Here is a 24941-nt window from a genome sequence, read left to right on the forward strand (position 1 = left end):
AATGAAATTTCTGAGGAATCTTTCGCTTTGTCCAAAATAGCATGTTTATGCAGTTGACTTTACATAGAAGTATTTTTACATTAGTCCAATGAAACAAATTATCTCTCGCACTTATTTTTCTTTTTTTAGCTTCTTTAGATAGAGGAGGCTTAACTGTTTGCGAGATAATTTCACCGAATAGCTAAAGCCTCCCTCTTGGGAGGCTTTTTTGTTTGTGCACTGTTTTGGAATGAGGAAACCAACATGAGCATTGATACATTAAATGCGTTACGACACGATATAAATGAAATCGACTCCGACTTACTTGTGTTACTAGCTAAAAGACGCCGTATAAGCCACAGCGTAGTCGAATATAAAATTGCCAATAACAAACCAATTCGTGATGAAGCTCGCGAACAAGCACTTCTGGAAAAACTAATCAGTTATGGTAAGTCATTAGGTCTTGACGCTTACTACATTAATAATGTGTTTCAAACTATTCTTGAAGATTCTGTTTTAAACCAGCAAGCCATGCTGCAAAAGAACCTCAACCCAGAAGCTATGAGCGAAAGCCATCGTGTTGCGTATTTGGGTGGGCAAGGCTCATATAGCCAACTAGCCTGCCATAAATATTTTAGCCGCCGCCCTGGCAAAGTGATTGAAATGGGTTGCTCTAGCTTTGAACAGATCACTGGTAAAGTTGAAAGTGGACAGGCTGATTTTGGCTTACTGCCAATTGAAAACACCAGCTCAGGAAGTATCAATGAAGTATTCGACTTATTACAACACGCACAAGTATCAATTGTAGGTGAAGTAACCCATAGCGTTGAGCACTGTTTATTAGCAATGCCAGGTACTGAGCTATCTCATATCAATAAAATTTTTGCTCATCCACAACCTTTTGCTCAATGTAGCCGTTTCATTCAAGGCCTAGGTGACATTCAACATGAAACCTGTGATTCAACCTTCCACGCATTGCAATCTGCGGTTGAAACAGCAAATAGCGCTGCTATCGGCTCAGCTCAAGCTGGCAAAAATGTTGGTTTAGAAGTAATTAAGTCAGGCCTTGCAAACCAAAGCGAAAACCACAGCCGCTTTATTGTTGTCGCCCGTAAGCCGCTACAAGTATCGAAGCAAATTCCGACCAAAACCAGTTTAATCATGGCGACTAAACAACAAGCAGGTTCATTGGCTGATGCTTTAATGATTTTTAAACATCACCAAATTAACCTAGTAAAACTAGAATCTCGCCCCGTACCAGGAAATCCGTGGGAAGAAGTGTTTTATGTTGACCTCGAAGCAAACCTTGATGACTTACATGTTAAGCAAGCGCTTGAAGAGCTGAAAGAACACACTCAGTACACACGTGTATTAGGCTGTTACCAAAGTGAGTCTTTGCAGGCTGTTAGTGTGTAATAGCCTGCCTAGATATGACTAATGAAAAGGAGTCTGTCGACTCCTTTTTCGTATAATTTCATCTTAGATACTTGCACCCATAGCCCTGTCTAAGCATAATCTTGAAAACAATTTGAAATTGGATCTTTCATGAATTGGTTAGCAGAATTAGCAACTAAAAGAACACCTTGGTTATTACTAGCGTTTATTTCACTCGCATTTGAAGTCACAGCATTGTTTTTTCAATACAACATGGGACTTGAGCCATGCATCATGTGTATTTATCAGCGCACCGCTGTTTTAGGCTTACTTGCAGCAGGTGTGATTGGTGCGATTAACCCAAAAAGTATGGTTGTTCGCTTAGTCGCATTTGCCACTTGGGGTATCTCAGCAATTTGGGGTTACTTTATTGCTAAAGAACACATTGCAATGCAAAACAATACCGACCCGTTTGCATTTAGCTGTGCATTTGAACCTAACTTCCCAAGTTTTATGCCTTTGCATGAATGGATCCCTAGCTTCTTTGCTGCCACAGGTGATTGTGGCAATATCGATTGGCAGTTTGCTTCAATGAGCATGCCGGCATGGATGGAAGTGATTTTTGCAGCATTTTCAGTGGTATTTGTGGCTGTTTTAGTTAGCCGATTAGTGAGCAAAAAGTCGCTATAATGATTTATTTTTTTACTAGCCAAATCCCTACTTTAAAAAACTTTAAAGTAAGGCAACGCCAGCAGATTATTGCTCTTGCTTTAGCTCATTTAAGCCCGAGCAAAAAGATCATTTTATCGGTATGTAAGCTTGCCTTTTTAGCGCCATTATTTTTAGGTTTAGCTTACTTTGAAGGGTGGATGCTTATTCCTTGGTTGTTGTTAGCAGGTTTAAGTTACCCTCTTATCACAACACCTATCGAAAACATGTTCGCGTTAGCGCATTTAGACAAGGCTATCAATGAATTTAAACAGGGCGAATAACGCCCTGTATAGGTGATAACCTGCTATTTATAGAGTAATTTTCCCCTCAAGTTTAGCGAATAGCTTATCACCAATTCCTTTTACTTCTTTTAATTGTTCTAGCGACTTAAACGAGCCTTGCTTGGTGCGATGCTCGACAATCGCTTTCGCTTTTGATTCACCAATACCCGGTAATTGAGTTAACTGCTCAATGCTGGCTTTATTAATACTCAGCTTTTGCATTTTAACTTGTGTTGCTTTGGTTGGTGTTTCGGCTGATACCTGTGTAGCAGGAAGTAATGCAAGAGTAGCGGCAAGTAAAATACTTGATAGTAATTTCATAATTTCCTCCATGACGCCCTTGTTTGGACTGATAGTTAGCGATTACCCAACACTCACTCCATCGCTTGTGTTTAACTTTGGGTAACATTTTAAATAAAGCTAATACACAAAGTATTGTCAAATTTACTAAATAAAAATTTTCTCAAGTTACTTGCAAAATAAGGCTCGAAGCATTACTGTATATAAAAACAGTAATCTTAGCAGCGATTTTACGCTGCAATGCCAGGCTTAAATGCAGGAGAAATCATGGCTGTTGTTGTTAAATATGTTGTAGAAAGAAACGGAGTCGAGCGCATGACGTTTACTACTAAGAAAGAAGCTGATGCGTATGACAAAATGCTCGACATTGCTGAGTCATTAGAACTTATGCTTGAAAAAGTTGATGTACCATTAAGCGAGCAACAAATTGAGTCACTGGCGCTTGAAATGGCAAAAGAAAAAGACCAATTTATGGCGGTACTTAAAGGTGCAAAAGACGCGCCAGCTAAACCTAAAAAAGCAAAGTCAGACGATAACGTTGCTGATATAAAAGAAAAAGCGGCAAGCTAAACGCAAATTTAGATCATAAAAAAAGGGCAACATCCGTTGCCCTTTTTTGTGTTTAATCAAAAACTACAATGACGATTCAACTTCATCAAATAAGTCTGTAATTTCTTTTTTCGGCTCAGCCGTCATAAGGCTAACAACAACTATGGCTATTGTTGATAAAATAAAGCCAGGGACAATCTCATAAATGATTGCACTTAGTGCTTGGCCATCAATAGTAATTGGCGCGTATATCCAAAACAGCACTGTTGCTGCACCAACAACCATGCCACTAATAGCCCCTTGTAAGTTCATGCGTTTCCAGTAAAGGCTCAGTAGCACCAGTGGACCAAATGCTGCACCGAAACCAGCCCATGCATTACTTACTAAGTCTAAAATAGAGCTATTACGGTCATAAGCTAGGTAAATAGCAAATAAGGCAACTAAGATAACACTAATACGACCAACTAAAACCAGCTCTTTTTGAGATGCACTACGGTTTAAGTAAATTTTGTAGAAATCTTCAGTTAGAGAGCTTGAACACACTAACAACTGTGAAGAGATAGTACTCATAATTGCCGCTAAAATTGCTGCCAATAAGAAACCGGCAATTAAAGGATGGAAGATAAGCTCAGACAACACTAAGAAAATAGTTTCTTTATCATCAATAGGCATTTGGTTTTCAAGCATATAAGCAGCACCAAATAGACCAGTTAGCACAGCACCAATTGCTGATAGCGTCATCCACGACATACCCACACGACGCATGGTTGGCATATCTTTCACTGAACGTACAGACATAAAACGCACAATAATATGTGGCTGACCAAAATAACCAAGGCCCCATGCCATTGCTGAAATAATCGCTATAGTCGAACCACCTGCAAACCAATCCATCATATTAAGTGCATGAATTTCAGATTCTTTTGGTGAGCTTAATAATAAGTCATAGCGTGCATTGGCAAGTGTATCCATAACTGGCTGATCAAGCATGGTAAACGTCGCAATTGGCACAGCCAGCAGCGAGATAAACATGATACAACCTTGCACAAAGTCAGTCAGGCTCACGGCTAAGAAGCCACCAAACAAGGTATATAACACGACGACACCTGTTGTGATGTATAGACCCATTTCGTAGCTCATATTAAATGAGTTTTCGAACAACTTACCACCTGCAACAACACCTGATGAGGTATATAAAGTAAAGAAAACAATGATAACAATCGCAGAGATAACACGCAGAATATTCTTATTATCATCAAAGCGGTTTGCAAAGTAATCAGGAATGGTGATTGAGTCATTCGCCTTTTCTGTGTAAACACGCAAGCGAGGCGCGACTAAGAAGTAGTTAGCCCAAGCACCGAGTACTAGACCAATGGCAATCCAAACCTTACTTAAACCAAACAAGTACATTGCACCTGGTAGGCCCATTAGCAGCCAACCACTCATGTCAGATGCGCCAGCTGAAAGCGCAGCAACACTTGGTGATAAATTACGACCACCTAGCATATAGCCTGATACATCGTCGGTAGATTGCTGATAAGCATATAGCCCAATCCCCAACATGACGATGAAGTACAATGCTAACGAAATTATCATTCCTGTTTCCAAATTAGCCTCCAAAAGTTGTTTAATGTTGGCTTTTAATCCGAATAATGACTCGCAAGTTATTTAATTTAAAGACATTATTGGGGTAAAAACCTATATCACCCACGACTATATCATGCTTACCCCCCTTAACTCCAATCAAGCAGATAAATGACAAAGCTCAATTTTTCAACTTTTATCTAACATTTTTCTTATATTTAATCGCAAGTTATAGAATTTATCTGCAAATTATCCTAGTCTTTAATTCTTAATAAAATAATAACTTTTCCTCGCAAATGAACATTTAGCTAATGCTATTTCAGGCACAATGCAATATATTGCGAGAAGTAAATGAATTAACAGATGTGGACATGTTTGGACTATGTATTTTTACGCTGCACGCCAACCTATTTTAGACAGGGATAAAAAACTAATTGGCTACGAGCTTTTATTTCGAGATGGCGTAGACAACGTTTTTCCTGATATTGATGGCGATGAAGCAACGTCACGACTTATTGAAGGCAGCCAATTTAATTTTGGTTTAGAGGATTTAACGGATAACAAACCTGCTTATATCAACTTTACTCTAGAAACCTTGCAAAAGGGTTATCCACTTTTACTTGGTAAAGAGCAGGTGGTAGTAGAGATATTAGAAACAATCCAACCAGGTAAACGCTTACTGGCATTAGTTAAAGATCTAAAAGAAAAAGGCTATATACTTGCACTTGATGATTACATTCACCAACCTGTATGGCGACACTTTTATCCTTACATCGATATTATTAAGATTGACTTTCTAACTTGTGATGTAGACTCAATAAAAGCGATCATCGAGGCTATTAAGCCGTATCCACACATAAAGTTGCTTGCTGAGAAAGTTGAAACATACGAAAAGTATCAGCTTGCCCTAGAAATGGGCTTTAGCTACTTCCAAGGGTTTTTCTTTTCAAAACCTGAGATGGTACAAAGCAAAACTTTGCCGCCATCAGAGATGGCTCTTGCCGAGCTTCTATATGAAACATCGAGTATTGATCTAAACCTCAGAAAAATCACTGAGGTGTTTGAACGTGACGTTAACTTATCTTATAAGTTGCTACGCTACTCAAACTCAGCGGCCTTTAAACGTCGCGCTGAAATCAGCACAATTAAACAAGCGCTTATTGTATTAGGAAGTGAAGAAATTAAACGTTTCTTATCACTTTTATTTGCAGCGCAAGTCGCAGCAGATAAGCCAGCCGAACTAATTCGCCTTTCATTGACCCGTGCTCGGTTTGCTGAATTATTGGCAATCAGCCACGGCAAAATGCGAGATACTGGTATGGCATTTTTAACGGGTATGATGTCGTTAATGGATGCAATCCTCGACGAAGATATGCCAAGTGTAATGAACAAGTTACCGCTGACTATTGAAATTAAAGATGCGCTACTCAAAGATGAAGGCTTATTAGCAACGTATTTAAAGCTGGTAAAATTTTATGAGCAAGCAAATTGGGAAAAAGCGAAAGAAATCCAACAACAACTTGGACTTAAACCTGAAGAAGTACCGGACGCTTACCATGATGCATTAAGTTGGTCTAATGACCAAATGAGTGTATTTGGGGACTGATGAATACCCATCCCTTAACGATATAAAAATGCCAGCAATTGCTGGCATTTTTATTTAACACTTTTAAAGATTTTCTAAGAAGTCTTCGTCAAAGTCATCTGGTTCTTTTTCTAGTGGCGGATTACCATCATGTAGCTCATATAATTGACGCTGGAAGTAGATATCCTTCATGAAGATATAAGGGTCTAGCGACTCATTTAATAGGCTCTCTTGTGGCATTAATGAAGCACGGGCTTCAACCGCTTTAAGTGCAAACACTAATATTGTTTGAGGTGTTGTTAGTGTTATTTCAGGTAATACGAAATTATCAACAACATCACCAGTTAAGTTTCGTGCGGTACTTGGTCCCATACCAGGGATCATCAAGTAAGCACCATCACCCACTCCCCATACACCAAGAGTTTGGCCAAAATCTTCATCGACAATTTCTAAGCCCAGCGATGAAGCAACATCAAAAAAACCGAGTAGACCTACTGTAGAGTTCACTAAAAAGCGCGCTAAGCTAATACCCATATTACCAGGCTTACCCTGCAGACCAGCATTGACCATATCCGTTGGTGCGGTGATGTTATCGGTAAAATTAACAATGCTACGTCTTACCGGTGTTGGCGTTACTGTAACGTAGCCAACAGCTGCTGGGCGAAGAATATAGGCGTCAAGCACGTCCATATTAAAATCATACATAGGACGGTTAAACGACTGTAACGGATCTCGCTCATCCGCTTTTTCTTCGGGTATTTGTGCGCATCCTGCAAGCACTACAAAAAAGATAAAAAATATACTGTGCCTAAACATCGGCTATCCTTACGGTATTAACTCATTAATTAGCAACGCGTACTCTTTAACGTTCGCACGTTCTAAAATACCCGACTTGCCTTCCAACTCGCCGCTAGAAGTTACCACAGTTGCATCTTTTGATAAACGCGCAGTTAAAATAATTTTATCGACACTTGATAAATTCAGACCTTCAACCATTGCATTCGAATCACTCAATGTCACTGTTAGCGGAAAGCTGTATTCCGTCATTTTTACCACGGCTAATGGCATCTGTGGGCCACTGGCTGCTTTTGCAAAAACAAACAAGGTGCCGTTTTGTGGCTGCGAATCTGCTAGAGCTGAGTCTAAATCAACTGTGATGCTAATTTCACTGTGTGAAGCTTTTGCAATTTCTGTATTTGTAACTTGCTGCTGATTATTTAAGTGAGCATCAATTTCAGCAATACGCTCTGCAATCATGCTATAACGCGGATCATTTTGCTGCATACTTGCAAGCAGTACTTCAAACGCAGTTTTAGCTTGCAGCCAATCCTTGCGCTCATAAGCAATCAGAGCTAACAATGAGATTGCATCAATATTAGTCGGCTCTGCTTTTAACACTCTCGATAACATCGTTGCTGCACGTGACATATTCGCATCACTGCCTTCCATTAGCAGAACTTGCGAGTAGCTGATCAGCACTTGCTTGTTATCCGGGTTCATTTTTAGCACTTTATCAAATGACTGCATCGCCATATCAAATTCATTTAATGACATCGCAACACGACCTAGCAGCATCCACGCCACTTCATCATCACCACTTTGATCAAGCTTGGTACGCAATGCTAAAGCAAATGCTTGCAACTCATTCGGTGTCAATGGCTCACCATCTTGCATTACGGCACGTTCACCATACGACTTAAGGTTTGCCATCGCGTCATGCCAGCCTTTTATTTGCTGCTGACTACCCGTGTAACCGTAAAAGATAGCCGTTAAAACAATTAAAAAGCCAGCGCCAGTAAGGGCAAAAATACGGTTGTTACCTTTACTATTTAGCGCTTTTTCTGGAGACAGCTCATTGAGCAAACGACGTTTTTGTTCGATAACTGATTCGTCGTGCATTTGTGCATCAATACGTTGGTTATCTAAGTCTGTTTTAAGCTCATCTAAACGTTGATGATAAATTCGGATTAACTCCGAGTTTGCATTGTGATCAAGGCGTTGAATACGTTCGCGTTTAAAAAAAGGAACGACAACAAATAGCAATGCAACCAGCGTGAGTAAAACAAAAGAAGCCCACATTAATGCCATCTAGCTTTGCTCCTGACGTTGATTTTGTTCAATTAACTTTGCAAGTAGTGCCTCGTCTTGCTCTGTCCATGTTTGTTTTACCGATGCCTTACGTTGGCGTAAAACAATAAACCCAAAGCCAAGTACCACAATCAATACTGGCAATACCCATAATACTAAGGTTGCGGGTGTTACGGGTGGATCGTAATGTACGAAGTAGCCATAACGGTCAATCATATAATCGATGACTTCATCTTTAGTTTTGCCATCTTTTACCAGCGCTAACACTTTGTCGCGTAAGTCTTTGGCTACAACCGCGTCTGAGTCGGCAATGTTTTGGTTTTGACATTTAGGGCAACGCAGCTCTTTGGTAAGCTCACTGAAGCGTACAGCTTGCTCTTTGTCATCAAATTGATATTTGTCTTGCTCTGCAAATGCACTAAACGTGATAAGCAAACTTGCTAAAAAAATCACGAGTCTCATTACTGTAACTCCTGCATTAACGGTGCGAATTTGGCTCGCCACACACGCGGATTAATATCGCCGGTATGGTGCAGCAAAATGGTGCCTTGCTTATCAACTAAGAAGGTCTCTGGCGCGCCAGACACCCCTAAATCAAGGGCTAATGTGCGCTTTAAATCTAAGATATTGAATTGATATGGGTCGCCAGCACGATTAAGCATACTGGTAACGTCTTCGCGTAGTGCGTTAATATCAAACTGGCCATCAAAGTCAGGGTCGTAGCCTTGCTCGTAGTATAAGCCAACAATCTTAACGCCCTGCTCTCTAAGCTCAGTTAAATAGCCCAACTCAGCTAAACAGGTCGGGCACCATGTGCCCCACACATTGAGTAAGTAAACTTCACCTTTTAAATCACTATCTGTCCAACGCGTTGACTCATCCATCAAGTCTGGCAAGTTGAAAGCTGGCATAGCCTGCCCAATACGCCCAGTTTGCAGCTCACGCGGGTTAGCAAACAAGCCTTGATATAAAAACACACACAGTAAAACGAAAACCAGTAAAGGTGCTAGTGCGAGTAGTTTACGGTTCATGCTGATGCCTCCTGCTTAGTCGATTTTTGGCGATAGCGTTTATCACCAAGCACTAAAAAGCCTGCCAGTGAAATCAAGATACCACCGAGCCACATCCAACGAACATAAGGCTTATGGTAAATACGTAACGACCACGCACCTTGGCTTAATTGCTCACCCAGTGCTAGGTATAAGTCACGCGTAAAGCCAGCATCCACAGCGGCTTCTGTCATAAACTGCATGCCAATGTCATAACGGCGTTTTTCAGCATGTAAAACGGTTACTTGTTTATCATTTTTCAGCACAGTGACAACCCCAGCATGGCCGCTATAGTTAGCGCCGCGAATAGACTTAACACCATCAAAACGGTACTGGTATTCATTTAAAGCCACAGTGTCACCCGGCTTCATTGATACATCACGCTCTACTGAATAAGCAGAGGTTAACGTTACACCTGCAATCACGAACGCTAAACCAACGTGACCTAATACCATCGCCCAATAGCTTAGTCCTAAACGTTTAAAGCCTTCACCTAAGGTTTTGTGAATGGTTACTTTTGCTGCTAAATCAACCACTGTAGTAACAACAATCCATACCGCTAGCGTAGTTGCAATAAAGGTAATTGGCGCAATTACATCGTAACTTGAATATAACCACGCTGCCGTTGCAACTAGGCTAACTACAGCCGATAGGGCAAATTTGTTTTGCAACATTGACCATTTATTTTGTTTCCAGCGTAACAGCGGGCCCATACCCATTAAAATGGCAAACGGCACCAGTAGAATCGCAAACATCTTGTTGAAGAACGGCTCACCAATCGAAATGCTGCCTAAGCCAAGTTCTTTATGGATCATTGGCAATAATGTACCTAGCAATACAATCAGTGTTGCCACAACTAAGAAAATATTATTTAACCAAAGCGCAACTTCACGTGAGGCAAACTTGTAACGGCCCTCACTTTTCACCTGTGATACACGCAGTGCATAAAGCGATAAACCACCACCAACTACAATGGCTAAGAATGCTAAAATAAACATACCGCGGTTAGGATCTGAGGCAAAAGCATGCACAGATACAATGATACCCGAGCGAACAATAAAGGTACCCAGTAAGCTTAACGAGAATGCTGCAATAGCCAGTAATACGGTCCACGACTTAAATACACCACGCTTTTCGGTGGTTGATAATGAGTGCAGCAATGCGGTTGCCACAAGCCATGGCATTAATGATGCGTTTTCAACGGGATCCCAGAACCACCAGCCGCCCCAGCCAAGTTCTGAGTATGCCCACCAACTACCAATGGTAATACCAAGTGTTAAAAAGCCCCATGCTGTCATAGTCCAAGGACGAGACCACTTAGCCCAAGTATTATCAAGCTTACCAGTAAGTAACGCTGCAATAGCGAATGAGAATGACACAGATAAACCTACATAGCCCATATAAAGCAATGGCGGGTGAATAATCATACCTGGGTCTTGCAATAACGGATTTAAATCGCGACCTTCTACAGGGAAATACGGTAATAAGCGCTCAAATGGGCTCGACATTAACAAGGTGTATAACATAAAGCCAACACCTAAAAAGCCTAGTACACCAAGTACACGAGCACGTAATACCCAAGGTAATGATTGCGAGCGCATAGCTACTACGGCTGTCCAACCCGCTTGCATCACTAACCAAAGTAATATCGCCCCTTCATGACCACCCCATGTCGAGGTTATTTTGTAGTACCAAGGTAAGGTGCTACTTGAATGATAAGCAACATACGAAACAGTAAAGTCGTCGGTTAAACTAGCATAAACAAGTGCCGCAAAAGACAAAAGCACAAATACGAACTGTCCAATTGCCAGTGATGGGGCGGCACGCATTAAACGTAAATTGCCGGTATGCGCCCCCCACATAGGAAAAATACACAATAGAACACTGAGCACCATGGCCAGTGTTAAAGAAAAATAACCGAGTTCTGGGATCATATTAATTGCCGTTATCTAAGTTATACGTCGGTTTTTCGTGCTTGATACCCTTCACTGCTTCAGCAACTTCTGCAGGCATGTATTCTTCATCATGCTTTGCAAGTACTTCAAAGGCATCAATTTCATTGGCTTTAACTAACACGCCCTGCGCCACAATCCCTTGGCCTTCACGGAATAAGTCCGGTAAGATCCCTTGATAATTAATTGTCACCATAGGGCCTTTATCAATCAGTTTGAAGCTTACCTTTAAGCTTGATTCGTCACGAACAACTGAGCCTGGTACAACCATGCCACCAATACGTAACTTTTGACCAATATGCGGTTTTTCTTTATTTGGTCCTTTACCATCAACAAGTTCACTTGGGGTATAGAATAAATTGATGTTTTCTTGCAGTGCATACAGCACTAAACCAATCGTTGCACCCACACCAAAAATAATGGCTACAACTGCTAATAAACGTTTTTTACGTCTTGGATTCATTGCCCTGCCTCTTGCTTCGCTTTCTTAATGCGCTCTTCACGTTGTGCTTGCTGCTTTACTGAAGAGAAAATACGTTTTGTATCGTTTAACGAACTAAATAAAATACCGAGTAAAATTAATGCACAGCTACCAAAAGACAACCATACATAAAAGCCATAGCCACCCATGGCAATAAAATCTGCAAAAGAATCAAACTGCATGATTAACCTCGCTCAACCATATCACGCACCCAAGGGCGATGCTTTTCACGTTGAAGAATTTCGTTTTTAAGGCGGATTAACGTCACCACACCAACAAAACCTGCAAACGCAACAATGTTAACCATTAATGGCCAAAACATGCTTGGATCAATAGCTTTAGTATCAAACTTTGTAATGGTTGCACCTTGATGCAAGGTATTCCACCATTCCACCGAGAAGTGAATAATCGGTAAGTTGATAACCCCAACAATGGCTAAGATACAAGCAGCACGCCCCGCTGCTTTTTTATCTTCAAAAGCATGATAAAGCGATAACACACCAAGGTATAAAAATAACAGAATTAACTCAGAGGTAAGACGTGCATCCCACACCCACCATGCGCCCCACATAGGTTTACCCCATGCTGCACCGGTAATTAATGCTATCGCTGTCACACATGCCCCGACAGGTGCAATTGCAATCACTGCAAGTTCTGCATTACGTAATTGCCATACTAGTGCGATCACTGCTGCAATCGCCATAGAAGAGTAAGCGCCCATAGATAAAATAGCTGAAGGCACATGGATAAAAATAATTCGGTAGCTGTCTTTTTGTTGGTAATCGGCTGGGGCATAAGCAAGCCCCCAGACCCATCCAACAATCATACAAACCACCGTAACGACGGCGAAATAAGGCAGTAAGGTGTTACACAATTGGTAAGCACGATCTGCTTTTGCGTAGGGATGTAACCACTTCCACATATTAACTTACACTCACTTTCAATGCTGACGATATGGCAATTGGCGCCGCTATAATCGCTACGATTAGCATGGCACCAAGGATTGCAAGCTGTCCGCTATAGGCAAGCTCCATAGAGCTGGTATCAATAGCCGAGGTTGCAAAAATTAGTACAGGGATATACAAAGGCAGAACAAGCAAACTCATTAAAATGCCGCCTTTTTGTAGTCCCACAGTGAGTCCAGCGCCAATTGCGCCAATGAAGCTAAGCAATGGCGTACCTAACAATAAGGTCAGAATGGTTGCTAAAAGCGCTGAACTTTCTAAATTCAATAACAAAGCAAATACCGGAGTCATTAACACTAAAGGCAACCCCGTGATCACCCAATGCGCTGCCACTTTTGCAAGGACAGTTAACGGTAAAGGGTATGATGAAGCAATTAATTGCTCTAGTGTTCCGTCGTGATAATCATCACGAAATAGCTTATCTAGGCCTAACATGGTCGAGAGTAAAGCAGCGACCCAAATAATGCCCGGCGCCATACGAGCAAGTAGACCGGGTTCAGGGCCAATTGCTAACGGAAAAAGTGTAATAACGATAAGAAAAAACAAGATAGGGTTAACGATTTCAGCACGCTGACGAAACGCTAATTTAAGATCTTTAGAAAAAACCGCAGAGAATAATTGCCAATACGAATGCTGTTTTACCATCAGTGGCGATACTCCAAAGTCACTGTTTGAAGGTCACTAAAATGTGTCGTTAAATCTTGGTGGGTGGTTAATAGAATCGCGCCGCCAGCATTTAGGTGCTCAACAAAGCGTTCTTGTAAAAATGCAACACCGCTTTTATCAAGGGCTGTAAATGGCTCATCAAGGATCCATAGTTTTGCACTGTTTAACCACAGTCTTACGAGAGCGACACGGCGTTGTTGCCCTGCTGACAACATACGAACAGGTACATCTTCAAGACCTACCAAGCCTATTTTTGCAAGGATCGGATACAAGTCTTGTTTGCTATCGTAGCCATTTATTTTTAGCCAAAATGCGACATTCTCAAGGGCGGTAAGCTGTGTATTTACCCCAGTTTTATGGCCGATGAATAATAACTCTTGTGCATATTCATCATAGTATTTTGTAATTGAGCGATCTTGGAACAAAACATCGCCTTCATCCGCCATAGCGAAACCCGCGATAATACGCAATAATGATGTTTTACCAGCCCCATTCGGACCAGCTAACTGCATAATTTGTCCCGATTTCAAGCTGAAATTAAGATCCGCAAACAAACAACGATCTTGCTTGATGCAGGTGACGGCCTTAATGTGTAACAAGATGACGATTCTCTATACCCAAAATTAGGCGTTAGTCTACCATAATGATAGGGTAATACGAATATTGCTTTAAAACGATTAACTTATATTTGATCTAAAATAATGAATAAACAAAGCCAGTTGACTCTCAGCACTCAGCTTAATCTAGACCCAAAAGCAATCAGCAGTGCACCACAGCAATCACCTAATGATGCCTTGAAAATGCTGGCTGAGCAGAGCCTAACTGCCCGTAATATTGTGATTGGTAAGCATGGCGTGCAAATGGACGTGCTAATCAATAACTCATGGCAAACACTGCGCTTATCAACAGAGCAAGAAAACCTCAAAACTGAGCGCTTTTTAGCGGCCAATATTCAATTAAGTAGTGATGGTAAACAGCTGACTATCACACCAGCACCGCTGACTATTACTCTTGGCAAAAGCCAGCAATTACAAGCACTACTGAACTTGCTAACGCAAGGGAGTGCAAATACAAATATGCCGCACCCAGCTCAGATTGCGCCAAGTAAACCTTTACTACAACTACCGGCATTAAAAGCTGAGTTTGCTCTTAATAATAGCCTGGTTGCTCTTTTAAAAACTGAAGCACCGCTTAAAGCCATTTTGCTGCCTGCTACCAACCAACAAAATAGCTTTAATTTAAACATTATTAATCGCTTTGGGGATTCACTCCATCAGCAAAGTGTTAGCCAACAAAAAGTAGCTGAGTTGCTGGCAAAGCTAACCCCTGAAATGAATTTGAAATTAGCAGGGCAACAAGTACAGTTAAGCGTTGCAAACAAGCAAAGTAATGAATTAACTTTACCGCTACCTACAATATCGCCAAAACAAGCTAAGCAAATCCAAGCCCAGTGGCAATTTCATCCTCATGCATTAAAACTAACCCCCCAGCAAGTTAAAAATACTGTTGAACTTATAAATAAAGCGCCTGTGCAACAAATACTGTTAAAGAACTCGCTGTCAGAGACATTCAATCAAGCATTAAAAAGCCAAGCAGTTGAACCTAAGAAAACGTTGTTAGCACCATCGAGCAGCTCACATTCACCCATTAGCTCTTGGCTAAAAGACAGTTTTGCTGATTTAAAAACGCGTATTAGTGATGCAGTGCGCTATTTTGAAAAGCTTCCTGCTACCAGCAAAGCGGCTGTTAACCAGTCAACGCATCAGCTGATTGAAAGCAAAAATACGATTAGCCAACTAGGTTTTAATGCTAATAAAATCAATATAGTAAAGTTTGCCGCTGCTCAACAAAGCACGCCAAAACTTGCTTCGTCTCAAGTGCTACAAAAAGAAAGTAGGCCAGTTACAGCTAATACGCCACCACCTGCGGCTAAACAGACAGAGCCATTAACCGAAAGTCAGCCTGCAAAGCAAGTTAGTTTACCCGTGAGCTATAACAAGGCAGCACCTTTAATACAGTTACTACAACGGTTAAAAGTCAGTTTAGAGCCGCTTGTTAGCGCACAAAATCAAGCGACTCAGTTGGCTACAAACCATAGCAAAGCACAACTCCCTGTATTGAGCATAGACAATGCTATGCAAAAAGCACCTGCAGACAACAAGTCAATTAACAGTTCTGTTAATACACTAAACTCAGACAAAGCAGCATCTGAACAGCTTGCCCCAGTTAAAAGTAGCCTTGCTAATTCAGTACTGAAAAATATGAGTGAGCAAACTAAACAGCATAACTTCGTGACTCGAGCACCCAATGAGCAAACCGTAGGGTTACAAAAAGTTGTTCAACAGCAAACTCAATTACACGCCCCCTTCTTAGCGTTGAAAGAGCCGAACTTGAGTCAGCCATTATTGCCGATAAGGCCAATCGAAGCCACGCTGATTGCTAAGCTATTACCGCTCCCTGAAAGTAAACCGTTAGCAAGTATGCCTCTGCCAGTGCAATTAACAGAGAAACTTGTAGCCCTGAGCGAACAAAACACATCGTCTTCGGTAGATTTAAACAGGCTCGTTAATCAAGCATTTAATCGCATGATCTCGAGTCAAAACATGCACCCTACAACGATTGAACGAGAGCTTTTAAGTATCCTCAGGCCAACAGCACTGCCTAGTCAAACTCAGCAGGCAAGCTTCAGCCAAGGGTTAGAACAACTAGCAGTGGCTTCACTTGCCGCGCCAATTATTAATCAAGCACCAACCAACCTTAGTTTTAATAATCAAACTGGTCTTGATGCCTTACTGCAAGTGTTAGTGCCCAACTTTAAAGCCGTTAACGGCAATAAATTACTCGAGCAACTACAGCAGCCTGCGATGCAAGCCATGGCGGCTGAAGCCTCGCAACTGAAAAACACTCTAGCTCAGGTGCAAACAACGCCCATCAATCAGCAACAAGATAACAGTGCTTTCGCGCAGTTTTTCTTACCTATGAAATTACCTCCTGAAACAGGGCAAACAGAAATCAGCTTAGGACAATATAAAAAGCCAAGTAAAAATAAACTCGAAGCTAAGAATGTCTGGTTTGTGCGATTGAATTTTGATTATGCACAGCTTGGCAAGTTACAAATTACCGCAGAGGTGATGGATAAAGCAGTTGATTGCCAATTGCTCGCTTCTTCACAAGAAGTGACAGCACTTGCTCATCCGCATTTAGAAACACTGCGTCATAAATTAGCAGGCCATGGTTTAAATGTAGGTGAGTTAAACTTGCAACAAGGGACATCAAACCACCAAGCTTTTTATAAATCCCATGCGATTATTAACATTAAGGTGTAATTTTTATGAGTGAACAAGCGGTGCATAAATCAGCAATTGGCTTACTCTACGAAGCGGGTAGCTCGCCACGAGTAACCAGTAAAGGCTTTGGTGAATTGGCTGAAGAAATCGTCAAACTTGCTGAGCAAAAAGGCATTTTGATACATCAAGATGCGGACTTAGCTCAAACCTTATCGCATCTTGAGTTAGGTGAAGAAATCCCGAAAGAGCTCTATTATGTTATTGCCGAATTAATTGCTTTTTCGTACGTATTACGTGGTAAGTTTCCACCGGGATGGCAAGACTTTCAAGGTAAGCTCAACATCAAAGCTTAGCTCAAATAAAAAAGCGCCTATTCGGCGCCTTTTTGTTTATGAAGTGACATGAGTAGCTCAGCTTCAGCTCTGGGTAATTCGCATTCACGAATTATTTCTTCTAAATCAGCGCCTAGCTCAACCATTTTAACCGCTCGCGAATAAATTTTCGCATTCGGATCATCATATTTTTGTGCATCTTGTAGCTGTTCAAGCTCTTTACTTTTTTCTTCAACAGCAACAACACGTTTGCCAATACTTAGCATGCCAGCTCGCATTTCAGCCACTTCGCTACGTAAAATACTCAATTGCTGTTGAGCTTCTTGTAACTGTTTTTGCTTAGCTTGAATCGCCGCCGCTTGCTTATTGTTATTGACAAAAATAAGCCCCAAACACACTAATACAAGTAAGATTGAGGCACCAAACAAAGAGTATAACAGCATATAATTTCCAAACGCTTATAGTGCGCTTAGCTCGTCCCACTCATCGTCATTTAATAATTTATTAAGATCAACCAAGATCAGTAACTCACCATCACGGTTAGATACACCTTGGATAAACTTAGCACTTTCTTCTGTGCCAATATTTGGCGCACTGTCAATTTCAGAGCTACGTAGGTAAACCACTTCAGCAACACTGTCGACTAAAATACCAATCACTTGCTTTTCAGCTTCAATGATAACGATACGAGAGTTATCAGTAACCTCAGCACCCATTAAACCAAAACGTGCACGCGTGTCGATCACAGTAACAACATTACCACGTAAGTTAATAATACCTAACACATAAGAAGGCGCACCTGGCACAGGAGCAATTTCGGTATAGCGAAGTACTTCTTGTACTTGCATTACGTTAATGCCGTACGTTTCTTCTTCAAGTTTAAAGGTTACCCACTGTAACACTTCATCGTTGCTATCAGCGTTTTTATTTGCTGACAGTAGTCTTTCTTCACTCATGCTATTACTCCGTAAAAATAGTTACTGCTCACGGCTGTCTAAGCCCTGCTCTAGCAATTGATTTAAATTTTCAACGTCAATCAAGGCGCACATTTTCTCTTTGATAACACCTGCAAGCCAAGGCCGCTTACCTGATTTTGCTCGCCATTTTACATCTTCTTTACGAAGCGTAATATTATTTACGAGCTTTTCAGCCAATAATCCCCATTGACTGTCACCTAAGGTGATTAAATACTGATAATCTAATGATTGTTCTAATTTTTCATCATACTTTTCTGGCATAACCCAACGTGCAGTATCAACAACATTTAGTTTTTCTTCACGGTTTAGCATGACACCTTTAAACCATTTTGGTTTACCAAATAATTGGTTAACCTCTGCCAGCTGATGAATTCCCCCTAATGCTTTTAACGGTACAGCAAGGGTTAACCCTGCAACCTCAAAGAATAATGCCTGAAATTCACCATCAAAATAGTCTTCTTGACGATCAGACGAGGTTTTTGCAACCAGTTCAGCTTTAGGTTCTGCGACTATATCTTTGATATTAGCTTGGTTCTCGGTTTTCTCAAGCTCTTTAGTCGGTTCTGGGGGTGGTAAAACAGGTTCTGGAGTAGGCTGAACGTCTGTCAGCTTTTCTTCTGTCTTAATTTCAGGCTCTTTAACCTGCTCCAGCAGCTTTGCGACTGGCTCAAGATTTTGGTCTGTAGGCTCATCTTCACACAACAAAGCGCCCAAATATTGGGTCATCACTTTTTCATTGGCAAATAAATGCTTACTCATCTTTAACCTTGTGCAACTAAGTAATCAAGCAGGGCACGATAGGCAAAAACGCCACGCGAACGCGGGCAAAATTGAATCGGCACTTGCTGTGCTAAACTAGCATCTCTAAACTTTGTATCGACAGGAACCACGCCTGACCATACTTTATCTTTGTAATTATCCTGCAGAGTCTTGTAAGCTTCAAGTGATGCTTTAGTACGTTTATCGTACATTGTTGGAATAATCGTATATTGGTACTGTTTTGCTTGCGATGTTTGCATCAGCTCCATCGTACGCATCATACGATCAAGCCCTTTTAAGGCCAAAAATTCTGTTTGTACTGGTACTAAAATTCGCTCACTAGCTGCAAGAGCATTGACCATCAAAACACCTAAAACAGGCGGGCAATCAATAATTGCATAGTCATAATGGTCGCTAATTTTGGCAAGCGCTTTTTTTAGTATTAAGCCCATGCCATTTTTATTGCCCATGCTTCTATCAAGCGTCGCGATTGCCATCGTCGCAGGTAAGATATCTAGGTTTTCAAGTGTTGATGGACATAGAGCCTGCAAAATTTCTTCACTGGCCATGCTGTTACCACGCGCGAAAATATCATACACGCTGACTTCTAAGTCTTCTGAATCTATACCAAAATAATAAGTCAATGATGCATGCGGATCGGTGTCAATAAGTAACACGCGTTTTCCTTGTAAAGCGAGAATACCAGCAAGGCTAACGGCTGTTGTTGTTTTCCCTACCCCACCTTTTTGATTCGCTACGGTCCAAACTTTCACATCACACCTTATTATTGTTCATTGCGCGTGGTAATCCTAATTCCACCATGTGGTAATTGAATCACTTTAATGCTGTTATCATCGCTTGGCAACTCAATTTCTGTCGTCTGTTGCGGTTGGTTTTGTGACTCTTGTTCTGCGTTTTCTGGCTCTTGTGGTGGTAAACCATATTTAGACAACGCAACAACCACTTTGCGGTTTTCTGCGCGTCCTTGCTCAGTGTCATTACTTGCGAAAGGTGAATATTGCCCGTAACCTTCAATAGCCATACGCGCAGGGTTAATACCTAAACTCTCAAGCTCAACTAGGACAGATGTCGCCCTCGCTACAGATAGCTCCCAGTTAGAGCGAAACATCTCATTACGAATACCTTCGTTATCGGTATAACCACGCACACGAATGTAATTATCAACTGGTGCAATAATATCTTTCACTAAACTAACAACTTGTTTTGCACGCTGCTGTGCAACAGCACTGCCCGATGAAAACAACATACCAGAGCTTAATTCAATGATGAGCCAATCTTGATGAAGCTCTAAACTTGCTTCGCCATCACGAATTTCATCAATGAGCGCAGACTGTAATTTAGTAAGTAAGCTGTCGAGAGGCTTGCCGAGATGTTTTTTCTCAATATTGCTGGTTTCGCTTTGCCCATCGAGTAATTCAGGGCCTTGCTCATCTTTACGAATGCTCTCACCGTATAGAATGTCGTTCTCAGGGCTGACTCTGTCAGTTAGTATGCCTGTGCCGTTAACCCCAGTGCCAACCTGTTGTTGCTGACGAGCAGACTTTTCAAACACCTGCTCTAGTGAATCTGAGAGAATTTGAAAATCTTCATTTTTACTAATTGCGATCGCATACATGACCACAAAAAAAGCAAACATGATGGTCATATAATCGGCATAAGAGACAAGCCAGCGTTCAGTATGTTGGTTTTTTGACGTGTTATGACGCAGACGACGGCGCATCATAATAAATTACTCGTCAACTAAGCTTGGGCGCTCTACACGGTACGCCTCAAGTTTTAGTTCGATATTTAGTGGGCTTTCACCTTGCGAAATAGCAATAATGCCTTCAGCAAGTAGTTCATGATACAGCATTTTTTGTTCCACTTGCTGCTTAAGTTTATTCGCCATTGGCAAGAATAATAGATTCGCTAAACCAACACCGTAAATAGTAGCGATAAACGCAGTAGCAACACCGGCACCCAGTTTTTCAGGATCCGTTATAAATTGCATAGCCTGAATCAAACCGAGTACTGCACCTAAAATACCGATTGTAGGGCTATAACCGCCCATAGCTTCATAAACTCGGCTTACCTCGAGTAAGCGTTCGCGTTCAAGCATTAAATCAATTTCAAGCGTATCTCTAAGCTTTTGCTCATCAATCCCATCAACAAGTAGACTCAAGCCCTTTGCCGCATACGGGTCTGAGTGCGACAGCGCTTCCGACTCAAGGGCTAAGTAACCTTCTTGACGTGCTTTATGTGACCAACGCTTTACTTGCTCGATAGCTGCATCAATATCGTGATACGGCGGAAAAAACACCCAATGACTGATCTTAAGTGTTTTAGTAAAAACACTTGCTGGGGTCTGAAGCATGACAGCCCCAAGCGTACCACCAAGCACGATGATAAGCGCAGGACCATTAAACAGTGCAGAAACAACCCCGCCCTCTAATGCATAACCAAAGGCGATGGCACTTACTGCGACAATTAAGCCAAGGAAAGACAGTTTATCCACAACCAGTCTCACGCGTTAAACGATTCGCAACATCTGCGAGCGCTAAGCTTTCACTCGCCAAGCCGGCATTAGCAACAGCTTGTGGCATACCATACACCACACTGGTTTTTTCATCTTGCGCCCAAATAGTCGCACCGACTTGCTTAAGCATACGCGCACCATCACGGCCATCTGCGCCCATGCCCGTTAATACTACAGCTAGCACATCACCGCCGAAGGTTTTTGCAGCACTTGCAAAAGTCACATCAACACTCGGCTTGTAAGTAATACGCGGACTATCGTCTTCAAATACTCGCAGAGTGCGAGAACCACCACGCCCCTCTATTAGCATTTGTTGGCCACCTGGCGCTAAGTAAGCGGTGCCAGGCACTAAACGGTCACCATTTTGCGCTTCTTTAACATTGATTTTGCATAAGCCATTTAGCCTTGCAGCAAAAGCTGGCGTAAACGCAGCTGGCATATGCTGAATAAGCAAAATAGGATGTGGGAAATTAGCTGGCAGCTGAGTCAAAATTGTTTGAAGCGCCACAGGTCCACCGGTTGATGTACCGATAGCAACCAATTGATATTTCTTGCCCGAAGCGCGAATATTACTCGTATTCGATGACGATGCAGCCGGCGAACTTGCAGCAGCAGGACGACTAAAACTGCGATCAGGCTGGACAATACCGCTACTGCTTGTAGCGCCACTACTTCTTAGTGTAGGAGTCGGAGTTGATCTCGAAATAGGTGCTGGTCGCGAAAAACGAGAAATGCGACGGCGACCAATTTCTTTTACTTTATTTTGTAAAAGCGCGATTGCATCTTCATTATTGCGTGCAATGTCTTCGAACTTTTTCGGTAAAAAATCAAGGGCCCCAGCATCCAATGCATCTAGGGTTGCTGTTGCGCCATCACGGGTGAGTGATGAGAACATTAAAATAGGAGTCGGTGTTGCTGCCATTATTTCTTTCACGGCACTAATGCCATCAAGAACCGGCATTTCAACATCCATAGTAATTACATCAGGTTTTAATTCACGGGCTTTATCGACCGCTTCACGACCGTTTACGGCAAAACCAATTACTTGAATATTGCTGTCTTGCTCTAAAATTTCGCTGACTCTGCGGCGAAAAAAGCTTGAATCATCAACAACTAATACTTTGACTGCCATTGGCACTCTCTTGTTTTATATCACTTAAAGTGCAGTTAAACGCTGCACTTTATTATTTATTATTAGCCAACGTAGTGTTTAAGCATGCTAGGTACGTCGAGGATCAATGCAATCCCACCATCAGAAGTAATTGTCGCACCAGCCATGCCTGGCGTACCTTGCAATAAGGCATCTAAAGGTTTGATAACAACTTCTTCCTGGCCAATTAACGAGTCAACCACAAAGCCCACTTGTTTAGTACCGATTTGCACAATAACTACGTGACCTTCAGCTTTACGCTCTTGGCGGTTGGCACCTTTTACTAACCAATGTTGTAAATAGAAAAGCGGGATCGCTTTTTCACGCACAATTATTGTCAGTTGACCATCAACGACATTAGTTTTAGTTAAATCAAGATGGAAAATTTCACTCACACCAGCAAGTGGTAAAGCAAATGTTTGCTCGCCAACAATAACCATAAGAGTCGGTAAAATAGCCAGTGTTAATGGCACCTTGATTTCTAATACAGTACCTACACCCAGCTCTGACTGAATATTGACAGAGCCATTTAACTGGGTGATTTTTGTTTTTACTACATCCATGCCGACGCCGCGGCCTGAAATATCAGATATCTCTTCTTTGGTTGAGAAACCAGGCGCAAAAATTAAGTTGTAAGCTTCGGTATCCGACAAGCGGCTTGCTTGGTCGTGATCAATCACACCTTTGCTGATAGCAATTTTTTTCAACTTCTCAGCATCCATACCTGCACCATCATCACGAATGGTCAATAAGATATGATCGCCTTCTTGCGAAGCAGAAAGAGTGACTGTACCGGTACGTGGTTTACCCGCGGCTTCACGCACATCTGGCATTTCAATACCATGGTCAACCGAGTTACGAACTAAATGCACGAGCGGATCGGCAAGCGCTTCTACTAAGTTTTTATCTAAATCGGTTTCTTCACCAACCAGCTGCAGGTTAATGTCTTTTTTCAAGCTGCGAGCTAAGTCACGCACAACGCGTGGGAAGCGGCCAAATACTTTCTTAATTGGCTGCATGCGGGTTTTCATCACCGCACCTTGCAGGTCTGCAGTTACCACATCTAAATTAGAGATGGCTTTACCCATTGATTCGCTGTTACTGTTATTTGCAAGGCTAACCAAACGGTTGCGTACTAATACCAGCTCACCCACCATGTTCATGATTTCGTCCAAGCGCTTGGTATCAACACGAACCGTTGTTTCAGCTTGTGGTGGTGGCGCTTTTTTCGGTGCAGCAGAAGCTGCTGGTGCTTTTGCAGGAGCTGGAGCCGGTTTAGGTGCAGCTGCGGCAGGCTTAGGAGTAGGTGCCGGTTTTGATGCTGCTGGCTGTGCCGGTTTTGCAGGTTCAGCTTTAGGTGGTTCAGGCGCTTTTTCTGGCGCAGCCGTTTCTAAAGACTGTGGAGCTGTACCTTTACCATGTAATTCATCAAGCAACGCCTCAAACTCGTCATCGCTAATTTCATCGTCTGAGTCACTGCTTGTAGTATCTACTGCTGGCGCTTGAGGAGTTGGTTGTGCAGATTTTACGGTTTCAGGTTTGGCTATATTTTCTTGTTTTACTTCACCAAAATTACCAACACCATGTAATTCGTCTAATAAACTGTCGAATTCATCATCGGTGATGTCATCACTATCACTGCTAATAGCTTCAGGAGCAGCCGCTGCTGGCCCTTGACCTTTACCATGTAATTCATCGAGGAGGCTTTCAAACTCATCTTCAGTAATTTCATCAATATTCTGTGGTTCTGCCTTACTATCAGCAAGACCGCCGCCATCAAACAACATATCAAACGCAAATGGATCATCTTCATCAATATTGTCTGCTGCCGTGTTAGCTGTTACTTCAGGTGCATCAACAACAGCCTCTTCAACAGCAGGTTCTTCAGGTGCAACTGCTACATCGTCTGCTACTGATACATCTTCACCTGCAAGCTCTTCCGCTGTAGGTGGTTGGCTTAATTTATGAAGAACGTCTAGAAGCGCAGGATCTGCAGGCTCTGGTTGCTCACGATTTTGAATCGTTGCGAACATTTCGTTGATGGTATCCAGAGCTTGTAAAATAACATCCATAAGCTCAGGAGTGACACTGCGAACACCTTGGCGTAATAAATCGAAAACATTCTCTGCACCGTGACACGCATCAACAAGTTCAGTCATGCTTAAAAAGCCTGCACCGCCTTTGACAGTGTGGAAGCCTCTAAAAATGGCGTTTAAGAGATCTTTGTCTTCGGGATTGTTCTCAAGCTCAACTAATTGCTCTGACAAAAGCTCTAAGATTTCTCCTGCCTCAACAAGGAAATCCTGTAAAATATCTTCATCGACTTCAAAGCTCAT

Annotated in this window: 27 protein-coding genes; 7 read left to right on the forward strand and 20 right to left on the reverse strand. The window is 41.9% G+C overall.

From position 1 onward, the window contains the following. Positions 1-243 precede the first annotated feature (243 nt). The 3 genes from JIG37_RS09265 to JIG37_RS09275 all read left to right on the forward strand — a co-directional run bounded on the left by JIG37_RS09265 (position 244) and on the right by JIG37_RS09275 (position 2345). Positions 244-1395, forward strand: a complete 1152-nt coding sequence (locus JIG37_RS09265) for a chorismate mutase (protein ID WP_054553232.1) — start codon at positions 244-246, stop codon at positions 1393-1395. 129 nt (positions 1396-1524) lie between these two features. Next, positions 1525-2043: a disulfide bond formation protein DsbB gene (gene dsbB, locus JIG37_RS09270; RefSeq protein WP_138618583.1), complete on the forward strand. Its 519-nt coding sequence runs from the start codon at positions 1525-1527 to the stop codon at positions 2041-2043. Continuing rightward, the gene (locus tag JIG37_RS09275) at positions 2043-2345 is read left to right on the forward strand and encodes a DUF6170 family protein (RefSeq protein ID WP_054553234.1); all 303 of its coding nucleotides are present in this window, start codon (positions 2043-2045) and stop codon (positions 2343-2345) included. The genes dsbB and JIG37_RS09275 overlap by 1 nt, the downstream gene beginning before the upstream one ends. 27 nt (positions 2346-2372) lie before the next feature. Here JIG37_RS09275 and JIG37_RS09280 read toward each other — a convergent pair whose 3' ends face one another. Next, the gene (locus JIG37_RS09280) at positions 2373-2666 is read right to left on the reverse strand and encodes a helix-hairpin-helix domain-containing protein (protein WP_054553235.1); all 294 of its coding nucleotides are present in this window, start codon (positions 2664-2666) and stop codon (positions 2373-2375) included. A gap of 246 nt (positions 2667-2912) precedes the next feature. On the opposite strand from JIG37_RS09280, the gene JIG37_RS09285 reads away from it, so the two are divergent. Next, positions 2913-3215, forward strand: a complete 303-nt coding sequence (locus JIG37_RS09285; RefSeq protein ID WP_054553324.1) for a YebG family protein — start codon at positions 2913-2915, stop codon at positions 3213-3215. Between the two features lie 63 nt (positions 3216-3278). Here JIG37_RS09285 and putP read toward each other — a convergent pair whose 3' ends face one another. Then, on the reverse strand, positions 3279-4790 hold the full coding sequence (gene putP, locus JIG37_RS09290; RefSeq protein ID WP_199529233.1) for a sodium/proline symporter PutP: 1512 nt from the start codon (positions 4788-4790) through the stop codon (positions 3279-3281). Between the two features lie 370 nt (positions 4791-5160). Here putP and JIG37_RS09295 point away from each other — a divergent pair, with 370 nt between their 5' ends. Continuing rightward, positions 5161-6384 (forward strand): HDOD domain-containing protein, encoded by a 1224-nt coding sequence (locus tag JIG37_RS09295; RefSeq protein ID WP_054553237.1) that lies wholly within the window; start codon positions 5161-5163, stop codon positions 6382-6384. Positions 6385-6447: 63 nt separating this feature from the next. Here the strand turns inward: JIG37_RS09295 and JIG37_RS09300 are convergent, their stop codons facing one another. From JIG37_RS09300 to ccmA, 10 genes are read right to left on the reverse strand one after another with little or no spacing between them, the layout of a single operon-like run. After that, positions 6448-7179, reverse strand: a complete 732-nt coding sequence (locus JIG37_RS09300) for a VacJ family lipoprotein (RefSeq protein WP_138599025.1) — start codon at positions 7177-7179, stop codon at positions 6448-6450. Between the two features lie 9 nt (positions 7180-7188). Then, positions 7189-8451: a c-type cytochrome biogenesis protein CcmI gene (gene ccmI, locus JIG37_RS09305; RefSeq protein WP_138618589.1), complete on the reverse strand. Its 1263-nt coding sequence runs from the start codon at positions 8449-8451 to the stop codon at positions 7189-7191. Further along, complete coding sequence (locus tag JIG37_RS09310; protein ID WP_138599027.1) at positions 8452-8913, reverse strand: cytochrome c-type biogenesis protein; 462 nt, start codon at positions 8911-8913, stop codon at positions 8452-8454. It lies immediately after the preceding gene. After that, complete coding sequence (locus JIG37_RS09315; protein ID WP_138599028.1) at positions 8913-9482, reverse strand: DsbE family thiol:disulfide interchange protein; 570 nt, start codon at positions 9480-9482, stop codon at positions 8913-8915. Before JIG37_RS09315 ends, JIG37_RS09310 begins: the two co-directional genes overlap by 1 nt. Next, the gene (locus JIG37_RS09320) at positions 9479-11434 is read right to left on the reverse strand and encodes a heme lyase CcmF/NrfE family subunit (protein WP_187490190.1); all 1956 of its coding nucleotides are present in this window, start codon (positions 11432-11434) and stop codon (positions 9479-9481) included. The genes JIG37_RS09315 and JIG37_RS09320 overlap by 4 nt, the downstream gene beginning before the upstream one ends. Before the next feature lies 1 nt (position 11435). Next, the gene (ccmE, locus tag JIG37_RS09325) at positions 11436-11915 is read right to left on the reverse strand and encodes a cytochrome c maturation protein CcmE (protein ID WP_054553243.1); all 480 of its coding nucleotides are present in this window, start codon (positions 11913-11915) and stop codon (positions 11436-11438) included. Then, positions 11912-12115, reverse strand: a complete 204-nt coding sequence (gene ccmD / locus JIG37_RS09330; RefSeq protein ID WP_054553244.1) for a heme exporter protein CcmD — start codon at positions 12113-12115, stop codon at positions 11912-11914. Before ccmD ends, ccmE begins: the two co-directional genes overlap by 4 nt. 2 nt (positions 12116-12117) lie before the next feature. After that, positions 12118-12855 (reverse strand): heme ABC transporter permease, encoded by a 738-nt coding sequence (locus tag JIG37_RS09335; RefSeq protein ID WP_054553245.1) that lies wholly within the window; start codon positions 12853-12855, stop codon positions 12118-12120. Position 12856: 1 nt separating this feature from the next. Next, entirely contained in the window at positions 12857-13543 is a 687-nt protein-coding gene (gene ccmB / locus JIG37_RS09340) for a heme exporter protein CcmB (protein WP_199529234.1), read from the reverse strand. Beyond that, positions 13543-14163, reverse strand: a complete 621-nt coding sequence (gene ccmA, locus JIG37_RS09345; protein ID WP_138599030.1) for a cytochrome c biogenesis heme-transporting ATPase CcmA — start codon at positions 14161-14163, stop codon at positions 13543-13545. The genes ccmB and ccmA overlap by 1 nt, the downstream gene beginning before the upstream one ends. 102 nt (positions 14164-14265) lie before the next feature. Here ccmA and JIG37_RS09350 point away from each other — a divergent pair, with 102 nt between their 5' ends. Both JIG37_RS09350 and JIG37_RS09355 read left to right on the forward strand, forming a co-directional pair. Further along, positions 14266-16890, forward strand: coding sequence for a flagellar hook-length control protein FliK (locus tag JIG37_RS09350; protein ID WP_244664380.1), 2625 nt, complete (start codon positions 14266-14268; stop codon positions 16888-16890). Positions 16891-16895: 5 nt separating this feature from the next. After that, positions 16896-17204: an EscU/YscU/HrcU family type III secretion system export apparatus switch protein gene (locus tag JIG37_RS09355; protein WP_054553249.1), complete on the forward strand. Its 309-nt coding sequence runs from the start codon at positions 16896-16898 to the stop codon at positions 17202-17204. A gap of 17 nt (positions 17205-17221) precedes the next feature. On the opposite strand, the gene JIG37_RS09360 is transcribed toward JIG37_RS09355, so the two are convergent. From JIG37_RS09360 to JIG37_RS09395, 8 genes are all read right to left on the reverse strand, one after another. Then, positions 17222-17626: a DUF2802 domain-containing protein gene (locus JIG37_RS09360; protein WP_054553250.1), complete on the reverse strand. Its 405-nt coding sequence runs from the start codon at positions 17624-17626 to the stop codon at positions 17222-17224. Between the two features lie 15 nt (positions 17627-17641). Further along, positions 17642-18139 (reverse strand): chemotaxis protein CheW, encoded by a 498-nt coding sequence (locus JIG37_RS09365; RefSeq protein ID WP_054553251.1) that lies wholly within the window; start codon positions 18137-18139, stop codon positions 17642-17644. A 21-nt stretch (positions 18140-18160) separates the two neighbouring features. Further along, positions 18161-18919, reverse strand: coding sequence for a chemotaxis protein CheW (locus JIG37_RS09370; RefSeq protein WP_199529235.1), 759 nt, complete (start codon positions 18917-18919; stop codon positions 18161-18163). Between the two features lie 2 nt (positions 18920-18921). Further along, positions 18922-19692 (reverse strand): ParA family protein, encoded by a 771-nt coding sequence (locus JIG37_RS09375; RefSeq protein WP_054553253.1) that lies wholly within the window; start codon positions 19690-19692, stop codon positions 18922-18924. A gap of 11 nt (positions 19693-19703) precedes the next feature. Beyond that, positions 19704-20663, reverse strand: a complete 960-nt coding sequence (locus JIG37_RS09380; RefSeq protein ID WP_138599031.1) for a flagellar motor protein MotB — start codon at positions 20661-20663, stop codon at positions 19704-19706. Between the two features lie 6 nt (positions 20664-20669). After that, entirely contained in the window at positions 20670-21434 is a 765-nt protein-coding gene (locus JIG37_RS09385; RefSeq protein WP_054553255.1) for a flagellar motor protein, read from the reverse strand. Continuing rightward, positions 21427-22587, reverse strand: coding sequence for a chemotaxis response regulator protein-glutamate methylesterase (locus tag JIG37_RS09390; RefSeq protein WP_138618591.1), 1161 nt, complete (start codon positions 22585-22587; stop codon positions 21427-21429). The genes JIG37_RS09385 and JIG37_RS09390 overlap by 8 nt, the downstream gene beginning before the upstream one ends. A 62-nt stretch (positions 22588-22649) precedes the next feature. Continuing rightward, complete coding sequence (locus JIG37_RS09395; protein ID WP_054553257.1) at positions 22650-24941, reverse strand: chemotaxis protein CheA; 2292 nt, start codon at positions 24939-24941, stop codon at positions 22650-22652.

Source organism: Pseudoalteromonas sp. bablab_jr010, assembly GCF_016464105.1.
GTDB classification, from domain to species: Bacteria; Pseudomonadota; Gammaproteobacteria; order Enterobacterales; family Alteromonadaceae; genus Pseudoalteromonas; species Pseudoalteromonas simplex.

Excerpts from the sequence above, each read along its gene's own strand:
- JIG37_RS09285 (WP_054553324.1), top strand. The coding sequence starts at position 2,913 with ATGGCTGTTGTTGTTAAATATGTTGTAGAAAGAAACGGAGTCGAGCGC.
- putP (WP_199529233.1), bottom strand. The coding sequence starts at position 4,790 with ATGATAATTTCGTTAGCATTGTACTTCATCGTCATGTTGGGGATTGGG.
- JIG37_RS09295 (WP_054553237.1), top strand. The coding sequence starts at position 5,161 with ATGTATTTTTACGCTGCACGCCAACCTATTTTAGACAGGGATAAAAAA.
- JIG37_RS09300 (WP_138599025.1), bottom strand. The coding sequence starts at position 7,179 with ATGTTTAGGCACAGTATATTTTTTATCTTTTTTGTAGTGCTTGCAGGA.
- ccmI (WP_138618589.1), bottom strand. The coding sequence starts at position 8,451 with ATGGCATTAATGTGGGCTTCTTTTGTTTTACTCACGCTGGTTGCATTG.
- JIG37_RS09350 (WP_244664380.1), top strand. The coding sequence starts at position 14,266 with ATGAATAAACAAAGCCAGTTGACTCTCAGCACTCAGCTTAATCTAGAC.
- JIG37_RS09315 (WP_138599028.1), bottom strand. The coding sequence starts at position 9,482 with ATGAACCGTAAACTACTCGCACTAGCACCTTTACTGGTTTTCGTTTTA.
- JIG37_RS09310 (WP_138599027.1), bottom strand. The coding sequence starts at position 8,913 with ATGAGACTCGTGATTTTTTTAGCAAGTTTGCTTATCACGTTTAGTGCA.
- JIG37_RS09380 (WP_138599031.1), bottom strand. The coding sequence starts at position 20,663 with ATGATGCGCCGTCGTCTGCGTCATAACACGTCAAAAAACCAACATACT.
- dsbB (WP_138618583.1), top strand. The coding sequence starts at position 1,525 with ATGAATTGGTTAGCAGAATTAGCAACTAAAAGAACACCTTGGTTATTA.
- ccmE (WP_054553243.1), bottom strand. The coding sequence starts at position 11,915 with ATGAATCCAAGACGTAAAAAACGTTTATTAGCAGTTGTAGCCATTATT.
- JIG37_RS09365 (WP_054553251.1), bottom strand. The coding sequence starts at position 18,139 with ATGAGTGAAGAAAGACTACTGTCAGCAAATAAAAACGCTGATAGCAAC.
- JIG37_RS09275 (WP_054553234.1), top strand. The coding sequence starts at position 2,043 with ATGATTTATTTTTTTACTAGCCAAATCCCTACTTTAAAAAACTTTAAA.
- ccmD (WP_054553244.1), bottom strand. The coding sequence starts at position 12,115 with ATGCAGTTTGATTCTTTTGCAGATTTTATTGCCATGGGTGGCTATGGC.
- JIG37_RS09320 (WP_187490190.1), bottom strand. The coding sequence starts at position 11,434 with ATGATCCCAGAACTCGGTTATTTTTCTTTAACACTGGCCATGGTGCTC.
- JIG37_RS09355 (WP_054553249.1), top strand. The coding sequence starts at position 16,896 with ATGAGTGAACAAGCGGTGCATAAATCAGCAATTGGCTTACTCTACGAA.
- JIG37_RS09395 (WP_054553257.1), bottom strand. The coding sequence starts at position 24,941 with ATGAGCTTTGAAGTCGATGAAGATATTTTACAGGATTTCCTTGTTGAG.
- JIG37_RS09390 (WP_138618591.1), bottom strand. The coding sequence starts at position 22,587 with ATGGCAGTCAAAGTATTAGTTGTTGATGATTCAAGCTTTTTTCGCCGC.
- JIG37_RS09370 (WP_199529235.1), bottom strand. The coding sequence starts at position 18,919 with ATGAGTAAGCATTTATTTGCCAATGAAAAAGTGATGACCCAATATTTG.
- JIG37_RS09280 (WP_054553235.1), bottom strand. The coding sequence starts at position 2,666 with ATGAAATTACTATCAAGTATTTTACTTGCCGCTACTCTTGCATTACTT.
- ccmB (WP_199529234.1), bottom strand. The coding sequence starts at position 13,543 with ATGGTAAAACAGCATTCGTATTGGCAATTATTCTCTGCGGTTTTTTCT.
- JIG37_RS09360 (WP_054553250.1), bottom strand. The coding sequence starts at position 17,626 with ATGCTGTTATACTCTTTGTTTGGTGCCTCAATCTTACTTGTATTAGTG.
- JIG37_RS09335 (WP_054553245.1), bottom strand. The coding sequence starts at position 12,855 with ATGTGGAAGTGGTTACATCCCTACGCAAAAGCAGATCGTGCTTACCAA.
- JIG37_RS09265 (WP_054553232.1), top strand. The coding sequence starts at position 244 with ATGAGCATTGATACATTAAATGCGTTACGACACGATATAAATGAAATC.